This window comes from Flavobacterium sp. 9, from assembly GCF_002754195.1.
Classification (GTDB): domain Bacteria; phylum Bacteroidota; class Bacteroidia; order Flavobacteriales; family Flavobacteriaceae; genus Flavobacterium.
In genome coordinates, this window is the sequence record NZ_PEEU01000001.1 from 3,092,676 (window position 1) to 3,116,894 (window position 24,219).

Here is a 24,219-nt window from a genome sequence, read left to right on the forward strand (position 1 = left end):
ATTTTCGTCAAAAATAATATTATCCCATTACTAACAGAGAAGAATCACGAACTTTTTAAGATTTAATTATTTTTTACGTACAAAAGCAATTATTTTTGCACCACAACTAAATACAACTATAACATGACAATTTTACTATTAGGATCAGGAGGAAGAGAGCATGCTTTTGCGTGGAAAATGATTCAGAGTCCGCTTTGCGAAAAACTTTTTGTTGCACCAGGAAATGCAGGAACGGCTGCTATTGCTACAAACGTTGCAATGTCTCCAACTGATTTTGATGCTATTAAAGCATTTGTACTGCAGGAAAACGTAAAAATGGTTGTTGTAGGACCAGAAGATCCGTTGGTAAAAGGGATTTACGATTATTTTAAAAATGACGAAAGTTTACAACATATTCCGGTTATTGGACCATCAAAATTAGGGGCACAATTAGAAGGAAGTAAAGAATTTGCAAAAGAATTCTTGATGAAACACAACATTCCAACAGCAGCTTACGACAGTTTTACTGCAGAAACTGTTGAAAACGGATGTGCGTTCCTAGAAACTTTACAACCTCCATATGTTTTAAAAGCAGATGGTTTAGCAGCTGGAAAAGGTGTTTTGATTATTCAGGATCTTGAAGAGGCAAAAACAGAATTGAGAAACATGTTGGTTCATGAAAAATTTGGAGCAGCAAGTTCAAAAGTAGTTATTGAAGAATTTCTTGACGGAATCGAATTAAGCTGTTTCGTTTTAACTGACGGAAAAAGCTATAAAATTCTTCCAACTGCAAAAGATTACAAACGTATTGGTGAAGGTGATACAGGATTAAATACAGGTGGAATGGGAGCAGTTTCTCCAGTTCCTTACGTTGACGCTGTTTTGATGGAAAAAATCGAAACTCGTATCGTAAAACCAACAATTGAAGGTTTCCAAAAAGACGGAATAGAATATAAAGGTTTTGTATTTATTGGTTTGATTAATGTAAAAAATGAGCCAATTGTTATTGAATACAATGTGAGAATGGGTGATCCGGAAACAGAAGTTGTGGTTCCAAGATTAAAATCTGATTTGGTTGCATTGTTTCAGTCCGTTGCAGATCAAAAGTTAGATACTTTCGAATTAGAAGTTGATCCAAGAAGTGCAACTACGATTATGGTAGTTTCTGGTGGATATCCTGAAGATTTTGAAAAAGGAAAAGTAATTACAGGATTAGAAAATATTACAGATTCTATAGTTTTTCACGCAGGTACAAAATTAGAGGACAATAATGTCGTTAGTAATGGAGGACGTGTATTGACTGTAACATCTTATGGGGACGATTTCCAACAGGCCATAAAAAAATCTTACCAAAATATAGATAAACTAAATTTTGATAAGATGTATTTTAGAAAAGATATCGGCTTCGATCTAATATAAAATGAATTCTCTAACCCTTTTCGAAGGGTTAGATACTTTTTATTTTAAAAAAGAGTGAGCAGTAGTATCTTGGTTTTCTGTTCCAGCAGCATCAAATATGCGTAATTGTTTAATCCAATAAACGATTGCACATGTACAGATGATCATAAAAATCCAGTTAATTGTGTTTGCACCAAACCAAGTAATTAGTTCTAAATGACGTAAAAAGTCAAGAGGAGCAAATAAAATGTTAACGAATAAGTATTGTATTCCTTCAAAAAAAGCTGTCATAATTTATAAAATTATATGTTATTTATTGTTTTGTAACGCATTGAAGTTAAAATTCAATTAATAGAATCTTTTTTCAACTTGTTGGTTTTTCCTTTTAAACAAGTATTATATTTACAATCACAAAAGTATAAAATATCCTTATGATAACAAGTGTTTTTAAAAAATCTACGCCATTAAATTATTCATTGGTCGTAATTTTAATACTGGTTTTCTTTTTCCTGTTCCAAATCCAAGAACCTTCCTGGATTAATAATTACTTTTTGGGATTTCAAAAAGTTAGTTTATTGTGCTTTATATTGGCCTCTTTTTTTATGATTAATTTTATTGTAAAAAAGAACGGGCTCAGTAAAGACAATGGTTATGCGATATTTTTCTATTTGTTGTTTATATTGTTTTTCCCTACAATATTTAATAATCCGAATGTAATTTATGCCAACTTTTTTCTTTTATTGGCGTTGCGACGATTGATTTCATTACAATCATTGAAAGCTTCTAAAGAAAAAATATTTGATGCTTCTTTTTGGATTTTTGTAGCTGCTTTATTTCAATTTTGGAGTATTCTCTTTATTATTTTAGTATTTATATCAATTGTTTTTCACGTTTCAAGAGATTATAGAAACTGGGTTTTACCATTTATAGCGCTTCTGGCTGTTTCGATCGTCTTTTTAATGGTGTCATTAATCTTTCATATTAATGCTATTGAATTTTTCGAAAAAAGAGCAGTAATTGATTTTAGCATTGATTATTTTAAGAATAATTACGAAAACGGAGCACTTTCTATCTACGTTGCAATATCCTTATTTTTTGTGGTTTCAATGTTAATGACATTATCAAACAGACCGCAAATTGTACATACTTCGTATAAAAAAGTGATTGCATGTTTTTTTATTGCTGTGGCTGTTTATATCATTTCGCCTGACAAAAGCAATGATTTATTGTTGTTTAGTATTGCACCTTTAACGATTATGGCGGCAAGTCATGTAGAATATATGCAGCAAAAACTCAATAACGAAATTGTTTTTTATGTGTTGATTTGCTGCAGTTTATTTACCTATTTTTCTCAATTATAGTTTACTTCCATAAGCAAGATCACCGGCATCGCCAAGACCTGGAATGATGTAGTTTTTCTCATTTAATTTCTCATCAAGAGAAGCAACCCATAAATGGCAATTATCAGGAAGGTTTTTTTCAAGAAAAGCAATTCCTTCCGGAGCAGCTATAACAACGACGATATGAATCTCTTTTGGAGTTGCGTTTTGAACTAATTTTTCATGCACAGCAACTATCGATTGTCCCGTTGCTAACATTGGATCAAGAAGTAAAACAGTTTTATCATTTATGTTTGAAAGCGCTTGATATTCAACCCGAATTTCAAATTCAGCATCATTATTTGGATGATATCTGCAAGCCGAAACAAAGCTATTTTCGGCATGATCAAAATAGTTTAGAAAACCATTGTGTAAAGGTAAACCCGCTCTAAGAATTGAACATAAAACCAAATCACTTTCGATTTCGGTTGTTTTTTTAATACCAAGCGGAGTTTGTATATCGACGTTTTTATAAGACAGATCTTTGCTCAGTTCATACGCCATAATTTCACCAATTCGTTCTATATTTCTTCTAAAACGCATACTGTCGTTCTGAACATTCACATTTCTGATTTGACTTAAAAAGTGGTTTAATACGCTATTATTTTCAGATATATAATGGATTTTCATAATAAAATTTTAGAATTATCAATGGTTACAGTACGATAACGAAAAAATCATCGTTTTATTCGCAGTATAAAAGTATAAAAAGTATCTTTGTAACTCTAACAAATAAAGACATGTTTTCAAAATTAGCATATTCAGTTTTCGAACAAAGCATCAAAGATTATCATCAATTTGATAATGTTGATCAACCTATAAACAATCCATATCCAAAGGATAAATTCGAACATTTATTATATCTAAAAAATTGGATTGACACTGTTCAATGGCATTTTGAGGACATTATTCGTGATCCGCAAATTGATCCTGTAGCAGCATTGACTTTAAAAAGAAGAATCGATGCCTCTAATCAGGAACGTACTGATATGGTGGAATATATCGATAGTTATTTTTTAAAAAAATACAGCGATGTAAAAGTAAAAGATGGTGCAAAAATCAACTCTGAAAGTCCTGCTTGGGCTTTTGACAGATTGTCTATTTTGGCTCTAAAAATTTATCATATGCATGAAGAAGCTACTCGTGCTGAAGCTTCGCAAGAACATAGAGATAAATGTCAGGAAAAATTAAACATCCTTTTAGAACAAAGAAGTGACTTGTCTACTGCAATTGATGATTTGCTTACTGACATTGAAAATGGAGATAAATTCATGAAAGTGTACAAACAAATGAAGATGTACAATGACGATGAATTGAATCCTGTTTTATATCAAAATAAAAAATAATTGGCAGAATTGTCCAATAAAATTAAGCATATAGCCGTCATGAGACTATCCGCAATGGGAGATGTCGCCATGACGGTTCCTGTTTTACGCGCTTTTGTAAAGCAGTATCCAGACGTTAAACTGACAGTAATTTCACGTCCGTTTTTTAAGCCATTTTTTGACGGAATTCCGAATTTGGAGTTTTTTGCTTTTGATGAAAAAGAGCGTCACAAAGGTTTTGCGGGACTTTTGAGATTATTTGGAGATGTAAAAAAACTCAAAATTGATGCTTTCGCAGATCTTCACAATGTTTTGAGATCTAAAATTGTGAGTTTACTTTTCGCTTTAAGCGGAAAAAAAAGAGCAACTGTTGATAAAGGAAGAGAAGGCAAAAAAGAGCTAACTCGTGCCGAAAATAAGATATTCAAACAATTGCCAACAATGTTCGAAAGACACGCAAAAGTGTTCGAAGAACTTGGTTTTTCTTTAGATTTATCAGACCCGACTTTTCCTGAAAAGGCAATTTTAAGTTCAGATATCTTAGAAATAATCGGAGATAAAAATCAAAAATTAATCGGTATTGCACCTTTTGCACAATATGATTCTAAGGTTTATCCGCAGGATTTAATGCAGGAAGTTATTGCAAAATTGGCTGAAAATAAAGAGTATAAAATATTGCTTTTTGGTGGCGGAAAGAAAGAAATTGAAATATTGGATTCTCTTTCTCAACCATTTGAAAATGTAATAAATATGGCTGGAAAAATTAAATTTCAGCAGGAATTACAATTGATAAGTAATCTCGATGTTATGCTTTCCATGGATTCCGGAAATGCTCATATTGCAGCAATGTTGGGTGTAAAAGTGATTACGCTTTGGGGCGCAACACATCCATATGCTGGATTTTTACCTTTCAATCAAAGTCTCGAAAATGCTTTAACTTCAGATAGAAACCAATATCCACAATTGCCAACATCGGTTTATGGAAATAAGATCGTTGAAGGTTATGAAGATGCTATGAGAAGTATTTCTCCAAAAGATATCGTTGAAAAAATACAATTAAGCATATAATCCATCTAAATCATGAAGAAAATAGCCTACTGTTTTCTTCTTGTTTTTATTGGCAACAATTACAACAAATTCATTTTCTTTTTCTGTAGACAGCAAAATGTGTTCAAAATCTTCAGTTGAATTTCTGTAGATTTTATGCACCAATTTTGATTCTTTAATTTTGTTCGATATTACCTTAGCAGCTTTCAGTTTACTTATATAAGGCCAGAAATTAAAAATATTTTGGTCAGAAGCTGTTATTTCAGTCATTTTACCAATCATCGTTGCGTTATACTTTTCTTGGCTAAGTAATTTTGGACCTTTTTTATTTCGTTGTTTTTTAATTATAAAGTAAACACAAAATAAAGCTGTTACTACAAAAATTGCTATAAATGATAAACGAAGGAAGTGATGCATTGTCATAATATTTAATATTTAAACGTGTTGACAAATCTGATTTAGCTCTACAAATCTCAAAAAAGAAGAGATTGCGATTACTGTAATTTCACCTCTAATATAATCAAAATTTAGCAATATTTTAATAAAATTTTGGTTTTATTGTAATTTGATTATAACCAAATTTTCTCGTCTTTACATCTGCTATAAATATAACTTTTAAGATTTGAAATGGTTTCTTGATAATTAGGGACTTCATATCCAAATCGCTCATGTTCCATTTGTTCTTTTTCAATAGCATTACAACCTTTTATAACTTCTCTGAGCATATCCAGCATAGCGAGTTCTTTATTGTTGGTTTTCTGAAATTTAAACTCAACAATTTCATCTTGAAGTTCTTCGCAATATTCCACAAGTCTCTCAACTTCAGGTTCGTCTAAAAGATATTCTTTCGTTTTAAAAATTTCTCGTACAGATTTCATAAAAAATAAATTTCAAATTCTAATTTGACAAAGATTACAATAAGAATCAAACAAAAAAAATTCCAAATCCCAATTTTAAAGTTGGAACTTGGAATTTAAATATTTTAGAATTTTAACGACTACACGTCATCATAATCTACATAAATAGACTCTGATGTTGGATGCGCCTGACAAGTTAATATTAGACCTGAAGCGATTTCTTTATCTGTCAAAATTGAGTTTTTAGTCATTTCTGCAGTTCCAGAAGTTACACGAGCAAGACAACTGCTGCAAATTCCACCTTGGCAAGAATATGGAGCGTCAATTCCTTGTTTTAAGGCTGCATCTAAAATGGTCTGTTTTTGAGACATTTCGAATGTAACTTCATCATTGTCAACCAAAACAGTAATTTTTGTATGTCCTTCTAGCGAATTATGGATTTGATTTTCTTGTGTTGAAGATGTAAAAAGTTCAAATTTAATTGCTGATTCTTTTACGTTTTTCTCTTTCAAAACATTAGAAACTGTATTGATCATTTCCTCTGGACCGCACAAGAAAAATTTATCAAACTGAAGTTCTTTATGCTTGTTATTCAACACATAATTTACTGCAGATTTCTCAATTCTTCCAAACAATGCATTTTCGGCTTTAGCCTGACTAAAGACATAATGAACAAATAAACGACCTACATATTGCAATTGTAAATCATGTAATTCCTGATGAAAAATAGTTTCTTCAGGAGTTTTATTTCCGTAAACTAATACGAATGAGCTTTTTGGTTCACTTTTTAAAACTGATTTCAAAATAGAAAGAACTGGTGTAATACCACTTCCGGCAACAAAAGCTGCATAGTTTTTTTGTCTTTCAGCATCTGGTTCAAAAGTAAATTTTCCTTCTGGATGACCTACTTCAAGAACGTCTCCGGCTTTTAATCTTGTGTTTGCAAATTGAGAAAACAAACCATTTTTAACTGCTTTTACGGCAATTCTTAATTCGCCGCTTTCTGGTGCAGAACAAATAGAATAAGCACGTCTAATTTCTTGATTATCAAGAGTTAATTTTAGATTTATGTATTGTCCGGCTATAAATTTATAGTCTGGTTTTAGTTCTTCCGGAACATTAAAAAGTACAGAAACGGCGTCGGTTGTTTCGCGTTTTACCTCTTTAATTATGAGTTTTAAAAATGAAGGCATGATTGTATATTTTATGCAAAAGTAGCAAACCACTATTAAATGACGGGTACGAAATTATTTTTTTTAACTTTTTTTGTAACGTTTTCTTACATTTGGTCTCTTACTACAAAACTTAAAACCAATTAACCATGATTAAAAAGTTTATTTATCTCGAATGGAAGGCCTTTACCAGATCCGCATCGTTTGGTAAAAGTGTAGCAATGAAGATAGTAATAGGGTTCTTTATGATTTATTTTTCGCTGCTTTTTATTGCCGGAGGAGTAGGAGTATTTTATATCCTTAAGGAAATGAAGCTCGAGCCTTTTGAAACGATTAATAAGTTCCTGATTTATTATTTCATGTTCGATTTGATAATTCGATTATTATTGCAAGCGATTCCGGTTCTGAATATTAGACCATTATTAGTTTTGCCGTTTAAGAAACCAACAATTGTACATTTCTCTTTAGGAAAAACAGCTTTGTCATTTTTTAACTGGATACATGCACTTTTCTTCGTTCCATTTTCTATTGTGTTAGTTCTGGAAGGTTACAGTTTGACAGGAGTTATTTTATGGAATTTGGCGATTATTGCTTTAATTTATATCAATAATTTTTTGAATATTATTCTAAGTAATATCGATAAATTATTTGTTGTTTTTCTTGCTGTAGTTGTTTCTTTAGCAGCAGCACAATATTATAAACTGTTTGATATTACGACTTTTACAAAACCAGTTTTTCAAGGATTTTATAATACAAGTTGGATATTTTTAATTCCTATTTTGTTATTGGCAGGTTTGTATGCATTTACCTTTGAGTATTTCAAAAACAACTTATTCTTAGATGCTGGACTTTCTAAAAAAGAAGATATTGCAACAACCGAAGATCTTTCTTGGTTGAATCAATTTGGAACTTTAGGAACGTTTCTTAAAAACGATATCAAGTTGATTAAGCGAAACAAAAGATCTAAAACGACGATTGTAATGAGCGTAGTTTTTTTATTCTACGGATTAATCTTTTTCGGAAATATGCATCAGCCTCCGGTTATGCAAATTTTTGCCGGGATATTTGTTTCGGGAGGATTTTTATTTGTCTTCGGGCAGTTTGTACCAAGTTGGGATAGTTCTTATTATCAATTAATGATGACACAAAATATTCCGTATCGCGGTTATATTACTTCAAAATGGTGGTTGATTGTTATTGCCACTCTTGTTTCGACAATCCTTGCTTCATTTTACCTTTTTTACGGATGGCAAACCTATTTGATTATAGTTGTTGGAGCGATTTATAATATTGGTGTAAATTCTCATTTAGTGCTTTTGGGCGGTGCATTTACAAAAACGCCAATTGATTTAAGTAATGCCGGTGGCGCTTTTGGAGATAAAAAAGCATTCAATGTAAACTCGATGTTGCTTTCATTACCAAAGATATTTTTGCCATTAATATTGTATTGGGTAGGACTTCATTTTGGAGATAAGACCATCGGATTGGTATTGGTTGCGGGAGCAGGAGTTTTAGGTTTTATATTCAAAGACAAAGTTTTTTCTTTGATCGAAAAGAGATATAAAATCGAAAAATACAGTACCATAAGTGCTTACAAACAAAAGAATTAATTAGAAAATGTGCCAATTTGATAATTAGATAATTTTATCAGATTGCAAACCAAATTAACGATTAACCAAATCAAGAATTAATTAGTCAATTAGATAATTCGATTCAATTGACAAAATCTAAAATCAACAATCTAAAATCAACAATTAAGATGATACAAGTAAATCAACTTTCAAAAAAATATAACGGTACAACAGTTTTAAACATTAGTAATCTTGAAATTCCAAAAGGACAAAGTTTTGGATTGGTAGGAAATAACGGAGCAGGAAAAACGACTTTTTTCAGTTTGTTATTAGATTTGATTCAGCCTTCGACAGGATTTATTAAAAACAATGATATTCAAGTAAATACAAACGAAAAATGGAAATCTTTTACAGGATCTTTTTTAGATGAAAGTTTCCTGATTGGATATTTAACTCCAGAAGAATATTTTTATTTTATTGGAGATTTACACCATCAAAACAAAGCAGATATTGATGCTTTATTGGCAAAATATGTAGAGTTTTTTAATGGAGAAATTCTCAATAACAAAAAATACCTGAGAGATTTATCTAAGGGAAATCAGAAGAAGGTGGGGATAATTGCCACACTTATTGGTAATCCTGAAGTAGTTATTTTAGACGAGCCGTTTGCAAACTTAGATCCAACAACTGTTAGCAGATTAAAAAAAATTATCAAAGAATTGGCCGAAAATCCAAATGTTACAGTTCTGGTTTCCAGCCATGATTTGCAGCATACAGTAGAGGTTTGCGATCGAATTGTAGCATTAAATAAAGGAGAGATTGTAAAAGATATTCAAACTTCAAGAGAAACCTTACAAGAATTAGAATTGTTTTTTGCAGTATAAGTTTCTAAAGTTTAAAAAAAGAAGTGTATTTTTACAAGTTAATATACTAAAAATCCTTTTTAGAAGTTAATTTGATTTAAACTCTTTTCTATTGAAAAAGAATACTCTTAAATATAGTTTTGTATTCGTGATATTACTTTTTTTGATAGCTTGTTCTACCAAAAAGAATACTTTTTTATCTCGAAATTCTCATGCTTTAAGTACAAAATATAACATTTTGTATAACGGCGGCATTGGTCTTGAGAAAGGTTTGAAATCTGTTCAGGGTAATAATCAGGATAATTTCTGGAAGATATTGCCTATTGAAAAAATGCAAATTGACGAGAATTTTTCTGAAGGTGAAAAAGCTAAAAATGCTGATTTTGAAAAGGCTGAAACAAAAGCAACAAAAGCCATTCAGAAACATTCAATGAACATTGGCGGAAGAGAAAAAAATTATCAGATTGACGAAGCTTATTTAATGCTCGGAAAAGCCAGATACTACGATCAGCGGTTTATTCCGGCGCTAGAGGCATTCAATTATATCTTATATAAATATCCAAATAGCAGTAATATTTATACGGCAAAAATCTGGCGCGAAAAAACCAATATGCGTTTAGGAAATGATGCTATTGTGATAAAAAATATAAATCTGTTATTAAAAAAGACAGATTTAGATAAACAAACGTTTTCAGATGCTAATGCTTTATTGTCTGAAGCTTTTCTAAATCTGGAAGAAAAAGATAGTGCTGTAACGAAACTTAAAATTGCTGAAAAATTCACAAAAATAAATGAAGATAGAGCAAGATACCGTTTTATTCTAGGGCAATTGTATCAGGAAGCCGGAAAAAAAGATAGTGCAAATTATTTTTACGATGGCGTAATTGATATGAATCGAAAAGCAGATCGAAAATACATGATGCATGCGTATGCAAAAAAAGCAGAAATGTTTGATTATCAAAATGGGAATCAGGATCTGTTTATTGAGATGTATAATAAACTGGTTTCAGATCGTGAAAACCGACCTTATTATGATATTCTTTTTTATGAAATGGGTGTCTTTTTCGACAAATATAAAGTGCAGGATACAGCACTGATATTTTATAATAAATCACTGGGAAGAAAATCTAAAGACCCTTATTTAGTAGCTTCGACTTATAGAAATATAGGAAATATGTATTTTAAAAATACTGATTACACAATGGCTGCCAAGTATTATGATAGTACATTAACAAAATTAGATAAGAAAACAAGAGAATACGCATTTATCGAAAAAAACAGAAAAAATCTTGATAACGTTATTAAATACGAGGGAATTGCAAAACGTGATGATAGTATTATAAAAGTTAAAGGTTTGTCAGATCCTGACAGAAAAATTTACTTCGAAAGTTATATTGCAGAGCTTAAAAAGAAAGATGACGCAAAACGTATTTTAGAAGAGAAAGAAAAAGAGAAATTAGCCAATATTGATCGAAATACAAATACTGGTAATTCTCCAACAGCGATTAATCCAAACTCTACAGGAATGCCTACAGATCCTGGAACACCAACACTTCCGGGAGGAAACGAAACGGCAAGTACATTCTATTTTTACAATCCTACAACGGTTGCTTATGGAAAACTGCAATTCAAGAAAATGTGGGGAAATCGTACTTTAGGAGGAAACTGGAGATTAGCCGGATTAAGATCTGCGAATAATGCAGCAATGAACGACACAATAAATAGTAAAGATGCCGCAAATGCTCTAAAAGATACTATTGTAATACCGAAATATACAACTGATTTTTACGAAAAGCAGCTTCCAACAACACAAGTTGCGATGGATAGTATTAATAAGGAACGTAATTTTTCGTATTATCAATTGGGACTTATTTATAAAGAAAAGTTTAAAGAGTACAATTTGGCTAGCGATAAACTTGAACAATTATTGAAAAATAATCCAGAGGAAAAATTGATTTTGCCATCAATGTATAATTTGTATAAAATCTATCAAATTACAAATCCTGCACGAGCAGAAAGAGTAAAGTCTGATATTACTTCAAATTATCCAAACTCGAGATACGCCCAAATTTTAAGCAATAGTAATACAGATAATTTAGCATCAGCTGATAAGGAATATCAAAAATGGTACAAGTTATTTCAGGAAGAACAGTTTGATACCGTTCTGGATAATATAGACAATTTGATTAATCAATATTCCGGTGATGAAATTGTTTCTAAATATGAATTGCTAAAAGCAAATACTTTAGGAAAAGTAAATGGTCTGGCAGCATATAAAAAAGCATTAGAAGGAGTTGCGGATAATTATCCTAATACTGATGAAGGAAAAAATGCACGCGAAATTCTAGAAAAGCAAATTCCGGGTTTAGAAAAAATGGATTTTACTGCTGTTGATGGTAAAAATTGGAAAATTGTTTATGCAGTTCCGAAAGGCGATACAAAAACAGTAAAACAAATAGAAGAAGCAATCAAGAAATTTTTATCAGTTGAGAATTTTGAAAGACTTACAACTTCTTTCGATAAATACAATAAAACAGAAAGTTTTGTAGTTATTCATGGTTTAAAATCTGAAGCTTATGCAAGAGACGTTTCAGAACTTTTAAGAGATGAAAAGCCATATAAAATTTCGCATCCTGCAATTATTATTTCAAGTGGTAATTATACAGTAATTCAAATTAAAAAAAATCTAGAAGCTTATTTAGCTCCTAAAAATCCATAATCATGTTTGATAAAGTCAAAAAAAACGGAACTGAACTTCTGGGAAAAACAAATAGAATCGTAGAAGGAACTTCAATAATTGGTGATATCGTTTCAAAAGCTGATTTTAGATTAGACGGAGAATTGATTGGAAATTTTACTTCACAAGGCAAACTGGTTATTGGGGTATCCGGCAGTATCAAAGGAGAAATTGTTTGTAACAATGCTGATATTGAAGGTGAATTTCAAGGAAAAATAAAAGTTTTAGAAGTCCTTAATATAAAAGCAACAGCTCGTATTCACGGAGAAGTTGCAGTTGGAAAATTATCTATAGAACCTGGAGCTGATTTTACAGCAACTTGTACAATGTTAACAAATACCACTAAAGAAGTTACATTAAAAGATGGAAAAGGAGCCCAAGAAGAACTCAAATAATAAATGGTTAGTATTTGTTAATATTCCCATTCAAATGGGAGTTATTATTTTTATATTTTCCTATGTTGGAGTTAAGTTAGATCAGAAGTATTCAAACGGTGGTTCTTTGTGGACAATTATTTTTTCTTTATTTTCGGTTTTTTTAGCACTTTATAATGTTTTAAGACAAGTAAAAAATTTGAATAAATAATGAACAAAACGACCGATTTCCTAAAGTATTTTATCCCTTTTTCTATTGTACTATTTATTGTACAATATTTCACCATGCAATTTTTATCTGATAAATTCACATTCCTGTATTCTGCATGGAGTATCTATTTATTTAATATTGTTGCTACTTTTTTGGTATACCTATTTTTGATTTTTGTAAATAAAAATTTTCCAAATTATACTGGATTCGCTTTTCTTGGCGCCAGTTTTTTTAGAATGATGTTGGCCATCATTTTTTTAATTCCTTTGATAAAGGGAGATGTTAAAAGTCCAATAGTAGACTTAAGTACCTTTTTTATCCCTTACTTTTTATTTTTACTTTTCGAAACATATTTCACAATTCGCTTAATAAACAAAGGTTAATTGCTTTATTGACAGTAAGATTGGTTGTAAAAAGCTTAAATATTAAAAATTACAGCTATAAATTTTCAATTTTCAATTTTAAATGTACCTTTGCAAAAAATTTTTGGAACCTAAAATTAGATACAGATTTAATAATGATAATTTCAAATAAACCAGTCCAGTACTTATTAGTTAGCTTATTAGCACTTACTTCGTCGATTAATTTCGCCTCAACCCCTGTTGATACTGTTTCAGTAAAACATGAAACTGTTGAGTCAACAGAAGCAAGTCATGCGACAAGTGGTCATGGAGAATCTGTTGGTCACGAAATAGAAAAAGAATTCAATGCAAGCGAATTGATTAATTCTCACATTGGAGATTCTCACGATTTTCATATTGCTGATTGGGATGGTCATCCTATCTCTTTTAGCCTTCCAGTTATTTTATGGACAAATAGTGGATTGGAAATTTTTTCATCAGCAAAATTTCACCACGATAATACAGGTGAACATGTAGTTGATATTAACGGTCAAAAATTAGTTCGTTATAAAGAAATAATTTTTTATGCTGATAAATTTGAAGAAATGACAGCTGACCAAAGAGACAATGGAGCTTTTGCTTTTGATGCAAGACCTTTGGATTTCTCTATTACAAAAAATGTTTTTTCAATGTTGATGTCTGCAATCATTTTGTTTTTCTTATTTTTTGCTGTAGCAAGATCATATAAGAAAAACCCAAATGCACCAAAAGGATTAGCTGGATTTTTAGAGCCACTAGTTACTTTTGTTAGAGACGAAATCGCTGTTCCTAATATTGGTACAAAAAAGGCTGGAAAATATATGCCATACCTTTTAACTATATTTTTCTTTATTTGGATTAACAACCTTATTGGTTTAATTCCATTCTTCCCATTCAGTTCTAACTTAACAGGTAATATCTACTTTACATTTGTAATGGCTTTTATTACTTTCATCGTTACAACTTTAAGCGGAAACAAATCATACTGGGGACATATTTTCAATACACCGGGAGTTCCTGTGTGGTTGGCTCCAATTATGATTCCTGTAGAAATCATCGGGATGTTGACTAAACCATTTGCATTAATGATTCGTTTATTTGCAAATATTACGGCTGGTCACATTATCATTTTGAGTTTAGTTTCTTTAATCTTCATTTTCAAAAGTATTGCTGTAGGACCAGTTGCCGGAGCATTCGTATTGTTCATGAGTGTTTTAGAAATGTTAGTTGCTGCTTTGCAAGCGTATGTATTTACTTTGCTTTCAGCATTATTTATTGGTCAGGCTGTTGAAGAGCACGATCATCATTAATTAGAGTTTTATTAATTATTAACTATATAAATTTATTATTATGGTATTAGCTGGAATCGGAGCTGGATTAGCTGTAATTGGTGCAGGTCTTGGTATTGGAAAAATTGGTGGTTCTGCAATGGACGCTATCGCTCGTCAACCAGAAGCTGCTGGAAAAATCCAGACTGCTATGATTATTGCTGCTGCACTTATTGAAGGTGTTGCACTTTTCGCAGTAGTTGTTGCGTTAATCGCAAAATAATTTACATTTAAAACTTCCTGTAGCGGTTGGCTTCAGGAAGTTTTTTTAAAAAACTACAAAACAATTTTTAAATATATACTGTTATGCAATTAACTTCACCAGAAAGTTTAATTTTTTGGACAACAATTATCTTTATTGTTTTCTTCATTCTTTTGGCAAAATTTGCTTGGAAACCTATTTTAGGAGCTGTAAAAAGCCGTGAGGAATCTATTAACAATGCTTTAGCATCTGCAGAAGCAGCACGTTTAGAAATGCAAAATTTAACTGCAGACAATGAGCGTATCTTGAAAGAAGCTCGTGCAGAACGTGACGCAATGTTAAAAGAAGCTCGTGAAATGAAAGAGCAAATGATAGCTGATTCTAAAAATGAAGCACAAGAGCAAGGTCAAAAACTGATTGCTCAAGCTAAATTGGCAATAGAAAATGAAAAAAATGCAGCTATGGCTGAATTGAAATCTCAAGTTTCAACTTTATCATTAAGCATTGCTGAAAAATTATTGAAGGATGAATTATCTAACAAAGAATCTCAAACTAAATTAGTTGAGAAAATGTTAGGTGACGTAAAGTTAAACTAAGATTATGGCAAGTACAAGAGCAGCAATTCGTTATGCACAAGCAATTCTAGACTTAGCAAACTCTAAAGGTGTTGCCGAAGCTGTTAGTAACGATATGAAATCAATTGCTTCAACAATTGGTTCCAATTTAGAATTGAGTACCTTTATCCAAAGCCCAACTAAAGTTGAAGTTAAAGAAAGTGCTCTTTTAGAAGTTTTCGCAAATATAAATGGTGTGACTAAAGGGTTATTTCATTTATTATTCGAAAACAAAAGATTTGAAATTCTTGAGGCGATTGCTCATGAATACAATAAATTATTTGATGAAAGTAATGGTGTTGAAGTAGCGAAAGTTACAACTGCTATTCCAATGGATGCTGCATTAGAAGCTAAAGTTTTAGCTAAAATTGCAACGTTATCAGATAAAAAAATAACAATAGAAAATATAGTAGATCCGTCAATTATTGGAGGATTTATTTTAAGAATAGGTGATCAACAATACAATGCATCTGTTGCAAACAGATTGCAGGTATTAAAAAGAGAGTTAAGTAATTAGTTTTATTACACATAAAAGTGTCTAAATTATAAATTTAAGATGGCGGAAATCAAACCTGCTGAAATTTCAGCAATATTAAGAAAGCAAGTAGAAGGTTTTGAATCTGGTGCTACGCTAGAGGAAGTAGGAACGGTACTTCAAGTTGGAGACGGTATTGCTCGTATTTACGGGCTATCTAATGTACAATACGGTGAGTTAGTTGAATTTGAAAACGGACTTGAAGCTATTGTATTGAACCTTGAAGAAGACAATGTTGGTGTGGTACTTTTAGGACCATCAACAGGAATCAAAGAAGGATCAACAGCAAAAAGAACACAACGTATTGCTTCTCTTAAAGTAGGTGAGCAAATGGTTGGACGTGTTGTTAACACTCTTGGTTTTCCAATTGATGGAAAAGGACCAATTGGTGGAGACTTATACGAGATGCCTTTAGAAAGAAAAGCTCCTGGAGTTATCTTCCGTCAGCCAGTTACTGAGCCATTACAAACAGGTATTAAAGCGGTAGATGCTATGATCCCGGTTGGTCGTGGACAACGTGAGCTTGTAATTGGTGACCGTCAAACAGGTAAATCAACTGTTTGTATCGATACAATCTTAAATCAAAAAGAATTTTACGATGCAGGAAAACCTGTATTCTGTATATATGTTGCAATTGGGCAAAAAGCTTCAACTGTAGCAGGAATTGCTAAAATGTTAGAAGAAAAAGGTGCAATGGCTTATACAGTTATTGTTGCAGCTAATGCTTCTGATCCAGCTCCAATGCAAGTTTATGCTCCTTTCGCAGGTGCTGCAATTGGTGAGTATTTTAGAGATTCAGGTCGTCCGGCTTTAATTGTTTATGATGATTTATCTAAACAAGCTGTTGCTTACCGTGAGGTTTCTCTTTTATTAAGAAGACCACCGGGACGTGAGGCATATCCTGGAGACGTTTTCTACTTACACTCTCGTTTATTAGAGCGTGCTTGTAAAGTAATTGCAGATAATGGAATTGCTAAAAACATGAACGATTTACCAGATTCTATTAAGTCTATCGTAAAAGGTGGTGGTTCATTAACTGCTTTACCAATTATCGAAACTCAGGCTGGTGACGTTTCTGCATATATCCCAACAAACGTAATCTCGATTACAGATGGTCAGATTTTCCTTGATGGAGATTTGTTCAACTCTGGAGTTCGTCCTGCGATCAACGTAGGTATCTCTGTATCTCGTGTTGGAGGTAATGCTCAGATTAAATCTATGAAAAAAGTTTCTGGAACTTTAAAATTAGACCAAGCTCAATTCCGTGAATTAGAAGCTTTCGCTAAATTTGGTTCTGACTTAGATTCTGTTACTTTAAACGTAATTGAAAAAGGAAAAAGAAACGTTGAAATCTTGAAACAAGGTTTGAACGATCCTTATCCAGTAGAAAATCAAGTAGCTATTATTTATGCAGGTTCTAAAAACTTATTGAAAAGTGTTCCTGTAAATAAAGTAAAAGAATTTGAAGCTGATTTCTTAGCTTACTTAAACAGCAAACATAAAGATACGCTTAACGCGTTGAAAGCTGGTAAGTTAGATGACAACATTACTGATGTTATCGAAAAAGCAGCAAAAGAAATTTCAGCAAAATATATCTAATTAGATAATTCGTAAATTAGATAATTAGAAAAGATCTCAAGAAACTTTCTAATTATCTAATTTTCAAATTGTCACATTTTTTTAATCGACAAATGGCAAATTTAAAGGAAATCCGTAATAGAATTACTTCCGTTTCATCGACGATGCAAATTACATCGGCAATGAAAATGGTTTCTGCAGCAAAGCTTAAGAAAGCACAAGATGCAATCACTGCGATGCGCCCTTATGCCGAGAAATTAACGGAATTGTTGCAAAATCTTTCTGCTACACTTGATGGTGAAGTTGGAGGTGATTATACAACACAACGTGAAGTAAAAAAAGTATTGCTTGTTGCTATAACTTCAAACAGAGGTTTATGTGGAGCATTTAATGCAAATATTATTAAAGAAGTTAAAAATCGTGCTGCTTTTTATGCTGGAAAACAAGTAGATGTTTTTCCTATTGGTAAAAAAGGAAATGATGTACTAAGTAAATCTTTTAAAGCACACGGTCACCATAATGCAATTTTCGATCATTTGACTTTTGATAATGTCGCTGGAATTGCTGATAATTTGACTGAGAAATTTTTATCAGGAGAATATGACAGAATCGAATTGATCTACAATCAGTTTAAAAATGCTGCGACACAAATCGTTCAAACAGAACAATTTTTACCGTTAGCACCAATTAAATCTGATGCACCGGTTTCTGGTGGAGATTATATTTTCGAACCTTCAAAAGAAGAAATTGTGTTGACTTTGATTCCAAAATCATTGAAAACTCAATTATACAAAGGTATTCGTGATTCATTTGCTTCAGAACATGGAGCGCGTATGACAGCAATGCACAAAGCAACTGACAACGCAACTGAATTAAGAAACCAATTAAAATTGACTTACAATAAAGCACGTCAGGCGGCTATTACAAACGAGATTCTTGAAATCGTTGGTGGAGCAGAAGCTTTGAACGGATAAGATAATTTTTTTTTAAAATTTAAAAAGAGCTAACATTAACTTGTTAGCTTTTTTTTATGCTAATTATTGAATGAAAAATAGTGATGATTTTGTTTAATTTTCTCTAATCATGAGTCTTAAGTTAATTCTTACTTTTAACTATTGTTTATACTAATATTGATTTTTTATTAAGTATTTTTGGAGGCTATTTTTAATTTGTTTTTTTAAAATGAAACAGAAAAAAGTAGGAATTTTTTTAAGCATAAATTAATGTAAATAGATCTGATAATAAATTAGTTACATTATATTTTGAAAAAAGTATATATTTATACTTTTAAAATTAGTAACTTTTTAACACTTTCTGCGTATAACATTTAACAACCAAAAAGTTATTAAAAAATAGATCACCTACAAACGATGACAAAAGAAAGTTTTAATTGGAAGAGTCTTTTCATTAATGATGAAACAGATCAATCAGAGGGCAAAGCTGCAACTCAACCGTCCGCCCCAATTTTACCAACCACAGACAATAAATTTCCCAATCAAGTTACAGAGTCATTTCCGACAAACTCATTGACTAACCCTTTCTTAAACGAAATTTTTGAAGTTTATGATAAAGGTTTTGAGTCATTGAATGAACCGGGTTTTGATTTTTTTGAACTTTATAAGTCAGTTATGGCTGTTGGAGTTACAAATCCGCAAAGTTATCAAATGGCTTTTGCAATGGGAAAATCAATTAAATCTGATTTGACTAAAGATTTTCTTTTGCAAAAAGGAAGTTTTTATATTACAGAAATTGAAAAAGTACATACTAAATATGATACTGTCGGTAAAAATAAAAAAGCAGAATTAGATAATACAATTACAAAAGAAAAATATAATTTATCCAAAAGTATTTCTGAATTAGAAGCCAAGATTCTTGAACTTCAAAAAGAATTGGAAGCTAAGAAAATAGAACTTCAAAAAATTGATCCTGTTAATATGGAACAGCTTTCGGAGATTCAATTGAAAATGGAAGCGAATGATTTAGCAAAACAAAAAATATTAACCTCAATCAATACTGTAATCACAGGAATAAATCAATATTTACAATAATGGATAAATTCGAACAAGAAAGAAGCACTCTTTTGACGTTGCCAATACTTAAACATTTTGACGAGTCTAAAGGAGAAATCGCTTTGAAATCAGGTGCGCTTAAAAAAGGAGAAAAGTCATTATTCTTAGCTTTGGCATTAGGTTTATTAGGAGTTGGAGGATATTTGGTATGGACTTATATTATCCCGCCATTATTTACAATGCTTGGTCAGGCAATTGCTTTATCTGCAACGGGAGTATTTTTAGTTTTCTTAGTTATGATGGCTCCTGTAATAATGAAAGCGCTTCGTTTTGCTACAAAAAACATTCATAAAGCATTAATTCAAAGTAATCCTTTTAATGAATTAGAAGAGCAAAAACAAAAAATGGTTAAAAACCGTGAAGTTTTTAAGAATACTAAAGCAAAGCTAAAAGGTCTTAAAAATGAAATGGAAATTGAAGCCAGTAAATCTGAAAAAGAAGCAAAAGGATTTCAGGAAGACGTTTTAAGTTTACAACGCCAGTCAGAAAAATTGAAATCTGCGATGGATGAAATGGTGAAGCAAAATGGTGTTGCTGCAAAAGATACTGATGAATATGTAGCTCTGCAAAGTGAGTTAGCCAGAAAGTTAAGTGATTCTCAAAGAGTTTCTACTCAATATGAACAAAGCAAAAGTTTTATTCAAAAATATGGTGTTCGTGCAAATGTTTTAGGAAAAATGGATCGTAAACTGACTTTGGCAGGAACAGCTATTGATATTAAAATTGCTGATTTTGATGTTACGGTTAAGATGCTTCAAAAAGAATATGAATTTGCCAGAAATGCTAAAGAAGCAACAGAAAGTGCAAAAAGCGCGATGATGTTTACAAAAGACTGGGAATTAGAATATGCTCTTGAAGTGGTAACGTCTACTATTGCTCTGGATATTGCCAGAACTTCAGAAAACTTAATCGACATAGATGCTTTAACTTCTAAATATTCTGTTGATAATGATGAGCTTTATTCAAGATTAGATTCATTGGCAGATGAAATTAAAACAGGCGATAATACAATTCCGGATTCAACAAAGTATACAAGTCCAAATTACAAAATGACCAAAGAAGATAAATTATCAAGTGGTGGTTTTGGAGATATTTTTTAATACAATTAAATTTAATTTTTAGATAAAAATGGGAAAAATTTTAAGAACAGAAAAGTTAACAACCTTTTCTGAATTACTTATCGTTATTGCTGGAATTGGTGCAATTCTAGGAGGAGTTTATTATATATCTCCAGGAATTAAAACCGCAGTTTCAAAACAATTAAATGGAATTGAACTGAATCAGACAGATGTTAATAATGTTACCAATGCTGCAAAAATTGCGCTTCCATCTACTGAATTATCTTCAGAAGTTGCAGACAAACCTTTAGTAAGAATTGGTGCTTATGCTTGGAATGCTCAGTCTGGAATTATTGTTTCTAATGGTGGTCCAAAAACAACAAAAGGATCATTGATGGAGAAAAACGGAGTTAATCTTGAGATTATTCGTCAGGACTGGCTTTCGGAATTGCGTAATATGCAAATGAAATTTATCGAAGAATTTGATAAAGGAGAAGCTTTTCCATCTTCAGAAAAAAGTGTTTTTGCAGTAATCATCATGGGTGATGGTGCGCCATTCTACATTAGTTCTGTTCAAAAATCACTTGACGAAAAATACGGAAAAGATAAATACCATGTTCAGGTAATGGGAGCAGTTGGTATGAGTTATGGAGAAGATAAATTGATTGGACCACCAAGCTGGAAATCAGATCCAAAATCTATGAAAGGTTCAGTTATATCTGCAGTTCTTGGAGATGGTGACTGGGTTACAACTGTAAACTATTGTTTTGCAAACGGATTAAAAGTAAATCCAGATCCAACAACATATGATGCAGAAGCAGTAAATATTTATCCATCAGAAAATGATGATTATATTAAATCGGCAGAAGAATTGATCAAGTCTCAAACTACAGGATGGACTGTTACTTTGAAAGAAGTAGTTGACGGAAAATTAACTGGAAAATCTGTAAACAGAAAAATCGATGGTTGTGCTACTTGGACGCCTGGTGATAAAACTGTATTTGATAAATTGACTGGTTTTGTTGATATCGTTTCTACGAAAGAATTCAACAACCAAATGCCAACTACTATTATTGGTGTGAAAGAATGGGCTGTTAAAAATCCTGATATTGTTTCTAATATTTTGAAATCGGCATTGACGGCTTCAAACCAAATGAAAAATTACGAAGATTGGAAAGTAAGAGCTTCTGAAGCAGTTGCTGCAACTTATAAACTTGAAACTCCGGAATATTGGTACAAAATGTTCAAAGGACAACAAGGAACAAAAGGCGGATTGACTTATAATATGGGAGGTTCAAAAGTATTTAACTATGCTGATGCAATGCAATATTATGGTTTATCTGATGGTGTAAACAGATACAAATCAGTTTATAATCAGGTTGCAGGATATTTGACAGAATTGAATCCATTTGGATTTAATGAAAATGTTGGAGCAGTTGTTCCTTACGATCAAGCAGTTAACTTGTTCTTCTTGAAAAACATCAACGATATCGAATCTACTTCTGCAGACAAAGCAGATTATAGCAGCGAAGCAAAAGAAGTTGTAGCTTCTGGAGAATGGAAAATTAACTTTAATACCGGAAGTGCTGATATCTCAAACTCATCTAGTAAAGAAGTAGAAAAAATTTACAATCTTTTAGTACAAGCTGAGAACACAAAATTAACGGTTGTTGGACACACTGACAATGTTGGAAATGCTGATTCTAACTTAGCTTTATCAAAAAGCAGAGCGCAAGCAGTTGTAGATTATCTAAAACAAAAAGGTATTCCTGCAAATCGTTTCCAATTAGTGGACGGAAAAGGTCAAAGTAATCCAATTGCAGATAATAATACTGCTTCTGGAAAAGCACTAAACAGACGTGTGGTTATTACTTTATTAAAATAAAAACAATAAAAGGCTATCTTAAATAGATAGCCTTTTTTACAAGCAGTATGATAAAAATTTTAACGCCCTTTGAAAAAATATCAAAATTAAACAAAACGCTTATTTTGATAGGTTGGTTAGTTCTTTTGATTATTATTTGGTTTGCAGCAACATCTGGCGAAAAACATCTTTTTCCTTCGCCGGCTCAGGTTTTAACCGGTTTTTCAGATCTGTATAAAGAAGGTTTGGTAGTGCATATTTTCAATTCATTGAAATTGTGTTTTATCTCGATTTTTTTAGCCACAATTATTTCGTTGTTTTTTGCTTATGCATGGCCAATTCCGCTATTAAAATCAGTTTCTGAATTTATCACAAAATTTAGATTTTTACCTTTTACCGGACTTTCATTTTATATTACAATGGTAATTCATGAAGCAAGAATGATGCAGGTTTGGATCTTAGTAATTTTCCTGACTACTTTTCTAACAACGTCATTAATTGCAGTTATCAAAGATATTCCGCAAGAAGAATTTGATCACGCAAAAATGCTAAAATGTAACCGTTGGGAAGTTCTTGTACAAGTCATTATTTTGGGAAGAATAGATTATGTAATTGATGTAATCAGACAAAATCTTGCCATTACCTGGATGATGCTTGTTACGGTTGAATCGATTGTGGTAGCTTCTGGAGGATTAGGGTTTTTAATTAAAAACTCTGATAAATTTATGAATACCGGAAGAATCATTGCACTTCAAATTATCATTTTACTAATAGGTCTTGGCTTAGATGCAGGAATAAATTTCTTAAGAAAAGCAGTATTTAGATATTCAAAAATATAATTATGACACACGAATATAAAGAGACACTTTTGTATGTAGAAAATCTTAGCGTTGGTTATGATGATACAATTATTATAAAAGATATAAGTCTTATAGAGAAAGATGTTATTAGAGAAGGTGTTGATTGTACTGGTCAGGTTGTAGCTTTTGTTGGAAGATCAGGACGAGGAAAATCAACTTTCTTTAAAGCATTGACAGGATTAATTCCAACCAATTCCGGAAAAATATTAATTAGAGATTTCGAAAACAAAGAACCAAATGCAGCTAAACCTGTATGTGAAGGTGACATTGGTTTTGTAGATCAAAAATATACTTTGTTCAGACATAAAACAGTTACTCAGGCGTTGAAATTTTCATTAAGAAAAACAACACTTTCAAATACTGAAAAAGACGAAAAAATAAAGTTGTACCTAAAAGAATGGGGATTAGAAAATTGTAAAGATAAATATCCTAATGAACTTTCCGGAGGACAAAGACAAAGAACCGCTATTATAGAGCAATTGTTTTCATCTGATCAATTTATTGTTTTAGATGAACCTTTTTCAGGATTAGATGTTGGAAATATCGAAGAAGTAAAAAAATCATTTGAATTATTAGGTAAATCATCTGAGTTTAATACTGTTATTTTTTCTACGCATGATATTGAATTGGCAATTGAATTAGCACAAACTATTTACGTTATTGGACATCCAACCATTAATGGGAAAAAAGAAAACTACGGAACTATTGTAGCAAAATACGACCTAAGAGACATGGGACTTTCATGGAAAGATTATTGCGATGATCACTTAAAATTATCAAAAGAAATTATTCATCAAATGATGATTTCTTAAATTTGA

The 24,219-nt window shown here is 31.7% G+C and carries 25 protein-coding genes; 20 read left to right on the top strand and 5 right to left on the bottom strand.

Features of this window, described 5'->3' with window-relative positions; genetic code table 11:
- The first annotated feature begins 123 nt into the window (after nucleotides 1–123).
- Nucleotides 124–1,398 (top strand): phosphoribosylamine--glycine ligase, encoded by a 1,275-nt coding sequence (gene purD, locus CLU81_RS12645; RefSeq protein ID WP_099710142.1) that lies wholly within the window; start codon nucleotides 124–126, stop codon nucleotides 1,396–1,398.
- A 39-nt stretch (nucleotides 1,399–1,437) separates the two neighbouring features.
- Here the strand turns inward: purD and CLU81_RS12650 are convergent, their stop codons facing one another.
- The gene (locus tag CLU81_RS12650; RefSeq protein WP_099710143.1) at nucleotides 1,438–1,668 is read right to left on the bottom strand and encodes a uracil phosphoribosyltransferase; all 231 of its coding nucleotides are present in this window, start codon (nucleotides 1,666–1,668) and stop codon (nucleotides 1,438–1,440) included.
- Nucleotides 1,669–1,808: 140 nt separating this feature from the next.
- Between CLU81_RS12650 and CLU81_RS12655 the strand changes: the two genes are divergently transcribed.
- Nucleotides 1,809–2,738, top strand: a complete 930-nt coding sequence (locus CLU81_RS12655; RefSeq protein ID WP_099710144.1) for a DUF6427 family protein — start codon at nucleotides 1,809–1,811, stop codon at nucleotides 2,736–2,738.
- Here CLU81_RS12655 and upp read toward each other — a convergent pair.
- Entirely contained in the window at nucleotides 2,733–3,386 is a 654-nt protein-coding gene (upp, locus tag CLU81_RS12660; protein ID WP_099710145.1) for a uracil phosphoribosyltransferase, read from the bottom strand. The genes CLU81_RS12655 and upp overlap by 6 nt on opposite strands.
- A 110-nt stretch (nucleotides 3,387–3,496) precedes the next feature.
- On the opposite strand from upp, the gene CLU81_RS12665 reads away from it, so the two are divergent.
- A complete protein-coding gene (locus tag CLU81_RS12665) occupies nucleotides 3,497–4,102 on the top strand; it encodes a DUF4254 domain-containing protein (RefSeq protein ID WP_099710146.1) in 606 nt (201 codons plus the stop codon).
- Nucleotides 4,103–4,141: 39 nt separating this feature from the next.
- A complete protein-coding gene (locus CLU81_RS12670) occupies nucleotides 4,142–5,149 on the top strand; it encodes a glycosyltransferase family 9 protein (RefSeq protein WP_099710147.1) in 1,008 nt (335 codons plus the stop codon).
- On the opposite strand, the gene CLU81_RS12675 is transcribed toward CLU81_RS12670, so the two are convergent.
- The 3 genes from CLU81_RS12675 to CLU81_RS12685 all read right to left on the bottom strand — a co-directional run bounded on the left by CLU81_RS12675 (nucleotide 5,138) and on the right by CLU81_RS12685 (nucleotide 7,178).
- Nucleotides 5,138–5,551 carry a hypothetical protein gene (locus tag CLU81_RS12675; RefSeq protein ID WP_099710148.1) on the bottom strand — a complete coding sequence of 138 codons (414 nt, stop codon included), beginning with the start codon at nucleotides 5,549–5,551 and terminating at the stop codon, nucleotides 5,138–5,140. The two genes, CLU81_RS12670 and CLU81_RS12675, sit on opposite strands and share 12 nt — an antisense overlap.
- Before the next feature lie 146 nt (nucleotides 5,552–5,697).
- Nucleotides 5,698–6,006, bottom strand: coding sequence for a hypothetical protein (locus CLU81_RS12680; RefSeq protein WP_099710149.1), 309 nt, complete (start codon nucleotides 6,004–6,006; stop codon nucleotides 5,698–5,700).
- Nucleotides 6,007–6,125: 119 nt separating this feature from the next.
- Nucleotides 6,126–7,178: a ferredoxin--NADP reductase gene (locus CLU81_RS12685; RefSeq protein WP_099710150.1), complete on the bottom strand. Its 1,053-nt coding sequence runs from the start codon at nucleotides 7,176–7,178 to the stop codon at nucleotides 6,126–6,128.
- Nucleotides 7,179–7,306: 128 nt separating this feature from the next.
- Here CLU81_RS12685 and CLU81_RS12690 point away from each other — a divergent pair, with 128 nt between their 5' ends.
- From CLU81_RS12690 to CLU81_RS12770, 16 genes are all read left to right on the top strand, one after another.
- Nucleotides 7,307–8,767: a DUF5687 family protein gene (locus CLU81_RS12690; RefSeq protein WP_099710151.1), complete on the top strand. Its 1,461-nt coding sequence runs from the start codon at nucleotides 7,307–7,309 to the stop codon at nucleotides 8,765–8,767.
- A gap of 149 nt (nucleotides 8,768–8,916) precedes the next feature.
- Nucleotides 8,917–9,612, top strand: a complete 696-nt coding sequence (locus CLU81_RS12695; RefSeq protein ID WP_099710152.1) for an ABC transporter ATP-binding protein — start codon at nucleotides 8,917–8,919, stop codon at nucleotides 9,610–9,612.
- A 91-nt stretch (nucleotides 9,613–9,703) separates the two neighbouring features.
- Nucleotides 9,704–12,310: a tetratricopeptide repeat protein gene (locus CLU81_RS12700; protein WP_099710153.1), complete on the top strand. Its 2,607-nt coding sequence runs from the start codon at nucleotides 9,704–9,706 to the stop codon at nucleotides 12,308–12,310.
- A gap of 2 nt (nucleotides 12,311–12,312) precedes the next feature.
- A complete protein-coding gene (locus tag CLU81_RS12705) occupies nucleotides 12,313–12,723 on the top strand; it encodes a polymer-forming cytoskeletal protein (RefSeq protein ID WP_099710154.1) in 411 nt (136 codons plus the stop codon).
- Nucleotides 12,692–12,913, top strand: coding sequence for an AtpZ/AtpI family protein (locus CLU81_RS12710; protein ID WP_099710155.1), 222 nt, complete (start codon nucleotides 12,692–12,694; stop codon nucleotides 12,911–12,913). Before CLU81_RS12705 ends, CLU81_RS12710 begins: the two co-directional genes overlap by 32 nt.
- A 517-nt stretch (nucleotides 12,914–13,430) precedes the next feature.
- Nucleotides 13,431–14,603 carry a F0F1 ATP synthase subunit A gene (gene atpB, locus CLU81_RS12720; protein ID WP_099712750.1) on the top strand — a complete coding sequence of 391 codons (1,173 nt, stop codon included), beginning with the start codon at nucleotides 13,431–13,433 and terminating at the stop codon, nucleotides 14,601–14,603.
- A 40-nt stretch (nucleotides 14,604–14,643) separates the two neighbouring features.
- On the top strand, nucleotides 14,644–14,844 hold the full coding sequence (gene atpE, locus CLU81_RS12725) for an ATP synthase F0 subunit C (protein WP_031453874.1): 201 nt from the start codon (nucleotides 14,644–14,646) through the stop codon (nucleotides 14,842–14,844).
- A gap of 83 nt (nucleotides 14,845–14,927) precedes the next feature.
- Nucleotides 14,928–15,419 (top strand): F0F1 ATP synthase subunit B, encoded by a 492-nt coding sequence (locus CLU81_RS12730; RefSeq protein ID WP_099710157.1) that lies wholly within the window; start codon nucleotides 14,928–14,930, stop codon nucleotides 15,417–15,419.
- Between the two features lie 4 nt (nucleotides 15,420–15,423).
- Nucleotides 15,424–15,954, top strand: a complete 531-nt coding sequence (atpH, locus tag CLU81_RS12735; protein ID WP_099710158.1) for an ATP synthase F1 subunit delta — start codon at nucleotides 15,424–15,426, stop codon at nucleotides 15,952–15,954.
- Between the two features lie 39 nt (nucleotides 15,955–15,993).
- Complete coding sequence (atpA, locus tag CLU81_RS12740; RefSeq protein ID WP_099710159.1) at nucleotides 15,994–17,571, top strand: F0F1 ATP synthase subunit alpha; 1,578 nt, start codon at nucleotides 15,994–15,996, stop codon at nucleotides 17,569–17,571.
- A 92-nt stretch (nucleotides 17,572–17,663) separates the two neighbouring features.
- Complete coding sequence (gene atpG / locus CLU81_RS12745) at nucleotides 17,664–18,524, top strand: ATP synthase F1 subunit gamma (protein WP_089058846.1); 861 nt, start codon at nucleotides 17,664–17,666, stop codon at nucleotides 18,522–18,524.
- A 396-nt stretch (nucleotides 18,525–18,920) separates the two neighbouring features.
- Nucleotides 18,921–19,598 carry a hypothetical protein gene (locus CLU81_RS12750; protein WP_099710160.1) on the top strand — a complete coding sequence of 226 codons (678 nt, stop codon included), beginning with the start codon at nucleotides 18,921–18,923 and terminating at the stop codon, nucleotides 19,596–19,598.
- Nucleotides 19,598–20,719 (top strand): hypothetical protein, encoded by a 1,122-nt coding sequence (locus tag CLU81_RS12755; protein ID WP_099710161.1) that lies wholly within the window; start codon nucleotides 19,598–19,600, stop codon nucleotides 20,717–20,719. The genes CLU81_RS12750 and CLU81_RS12755 overlap by 1 nt, the downstream gene beginning before the upstream one ends.
- A gap of 28 nt (nucleotides 20,720–20,747) precedes the next feature.
- A complete protein-coding gene (locus CLU81_RS12760; protein ID WP_099710162.1) occupies nucleotides 20,748–22,562 on the top strand; it encodes an OmpA family protein in 1,815 nt (604 codons plus the stop codon).
- A gap of 47 nt (nucleotides 22,563–22,609) precedes the next feature.
- Nucleotides 22,610–23,380, top strand: a complete 771-nt coding sequence (locus tag CLU81_RS12765) for an ABC transporter permease (RefSeq protein WP_099710163.1) — start codon at nucleotides 22,610–22,612, stop codon at nucleotides 23,378–23,380.
- A gap of 2 nt (nucleotides 23,381–23,382) precedes the next feature.
- A complete protein-coding gene (locus CLU81_RS12770) occupies nucleotides 23,383–24,213 on the top strand; it encodes an ATP-binding cassette domain-containing protein (protein ID WP_099710164.1) in 831 nt (276 codons plus the stop codon).
- Nucleotides 24,214–24,219: the final 6 nt, after the last annotated feature.

Coding starts and splice junctions, on each gene's coding strand:
- purD (WP_099710142.1), top strand. CDS start 124: ATGACAATTTTACTATTAGGATCAGGAGGAAGAGAGCATGCTTTTGCG.
- CLU81_RS12650 (WP_099710143.1), bottom strand. CDS start 1,668: ATGACAGCTTTTTTTGAAGGAATACAATACTTATTCGTTAACATTTTA.
- CLU81_RS12655 (WP_099710144.1), top strand. CDS start 1,809: ATGATAACAAGTGTTTTTAAAAAATCTACGCCATTAAATTATTCATTG.
- upp (WP_099710145.1), bottom strand. CDS start 3,386: ATGAAAATCCATTATATATCTGAAAATAATAGCGTATTAAACCACTTT.
- CLU81_RS12665 (WP_099710146.1), top strand. CDS start 3,497: ATGTTTTCAAAATTAGCATATTCAGTTTTCGAACAAAGCATCAAAGAT.
- CLU81_RS12670 (WP_099710147.1), top strand. CDS start 4,142: ATGAGACTATCCGCAATGGGAGATGTCGCCATGACGGTTCCTGTTTTA.
- CLU81_RS12675 (WP_099710148.1), bottom strand. CDS start 5,551: ATGACAATGCATCACTTCCTTCGTTTATCATTTATAGCAATTTTTGTA.
- CLU81_RS12680 (WP_099710149.1), bottom strand. CDS start 6,006: ATGAAATCTGTACGAGAAATTTTTAAAACGAAAGAATATCTTTTAGAC.
- CLU81_RS12685 (WP_099710150.1), bottom strand. CDS start 7,178: ATGCCTTCATTTTTAAAACTCATAATTAAAGAGGTAAAACGCGAAACA.
- CLU81_RS12690 (WP_099710151.1), top strand. CDS start 7,307: ATGATTAAAAAGTTTATTTATCTCGAATGGAAGGCCTTTACCAGATCC.
- CLU81_RS12695 (WP_099710152.1), top strand. CDS start 8,917: ATGATACAAGTAAATCAACTTTCAAAAAAATATAACGGTACAACAGTT.
- CLU81_RS12705 (WP_099710154.1), top strand. CDS start 12,313: ATGTTTGATAAAGTCAAAAAAAACGGAACTGAACTTCTGGGAAAAACA.
- CLU81_RS12710 (WP_099710155.1), top strand. CDS start 12,692: ATGGAAAAGGAGCCCAAGAAGAACTCAAATAATAAATGGTTAGTATTT.
- atpB (WP_099712750.1), top strand. CDS start 13,431: ATGATAATTTCAAATAAACCAGTCCAGTACTTATTAGTTAGCTTATTA.
- atpE (WP_031453874.1), top strand. CDS start 14,644: ATGGTATTAGCTGGAATCGGAGCTGGATTAGCTGTAATTGGTGCAGGT.
- CLU81_RS12730 (WP_099710157.1), top strand. CDS start 14,928: ATGCAATTAACTTCACCAGAAAGTTTAATTTTTTGGACAACAATTATC.
- atpH (WP_099710158.1), top strand. CDS start 15,424: ATGGCAAGTACAAGAGCAGCAATTCGTTATGCACAAGCAATTCTAGAC.
- atpA (WP_099710159.1), top strand. CDS start 15,994: ATGGCGGAAATCAAACCTGCTGAAATTTCAGCAATATTAAGAAAGCAA.
- atpG (WP_089058846.1), top strand. CDS start 17,664: ATGGCAAATTTAAAGGAAATCCGTAATAGAATTACTTCCGTTTCATCG.
- CLU81_RS12750 (WP_099710160.1), top strand. CDS start 18,921: ATGACAAAAGAAAGTTTTAATTGGAAGAGTCTTTTCATTAATGATGAA.
- CLU81_RS12755 (WP_099710161.1), top strand. CDS start 19,598: ATGGATAAATTCGAACAAGAAAGAAGCACTCTTTTGACGTTGCCAATA.
- CLU81_RS12760 (WP_099710162.1), top strand. CDS start 20,748: ATGGGAAAAATTTTAAGAACAGAAAAGTTAACAACCTTTTCTGAATTA.
- CLU81_RS12765 (WP_099710163.1), top strand. CDS start 22,610: ATGATAAAAATTTTAACGCCCTTTGAAAAAATATCAAAATTAAACAAA.
- CLU81_RS12770 (WP_099710164.1), top strand. CDS start 23,383: ATGACACACGAATATAAAGAGACACTTTTGTATGTAGAAAATCTTAGC.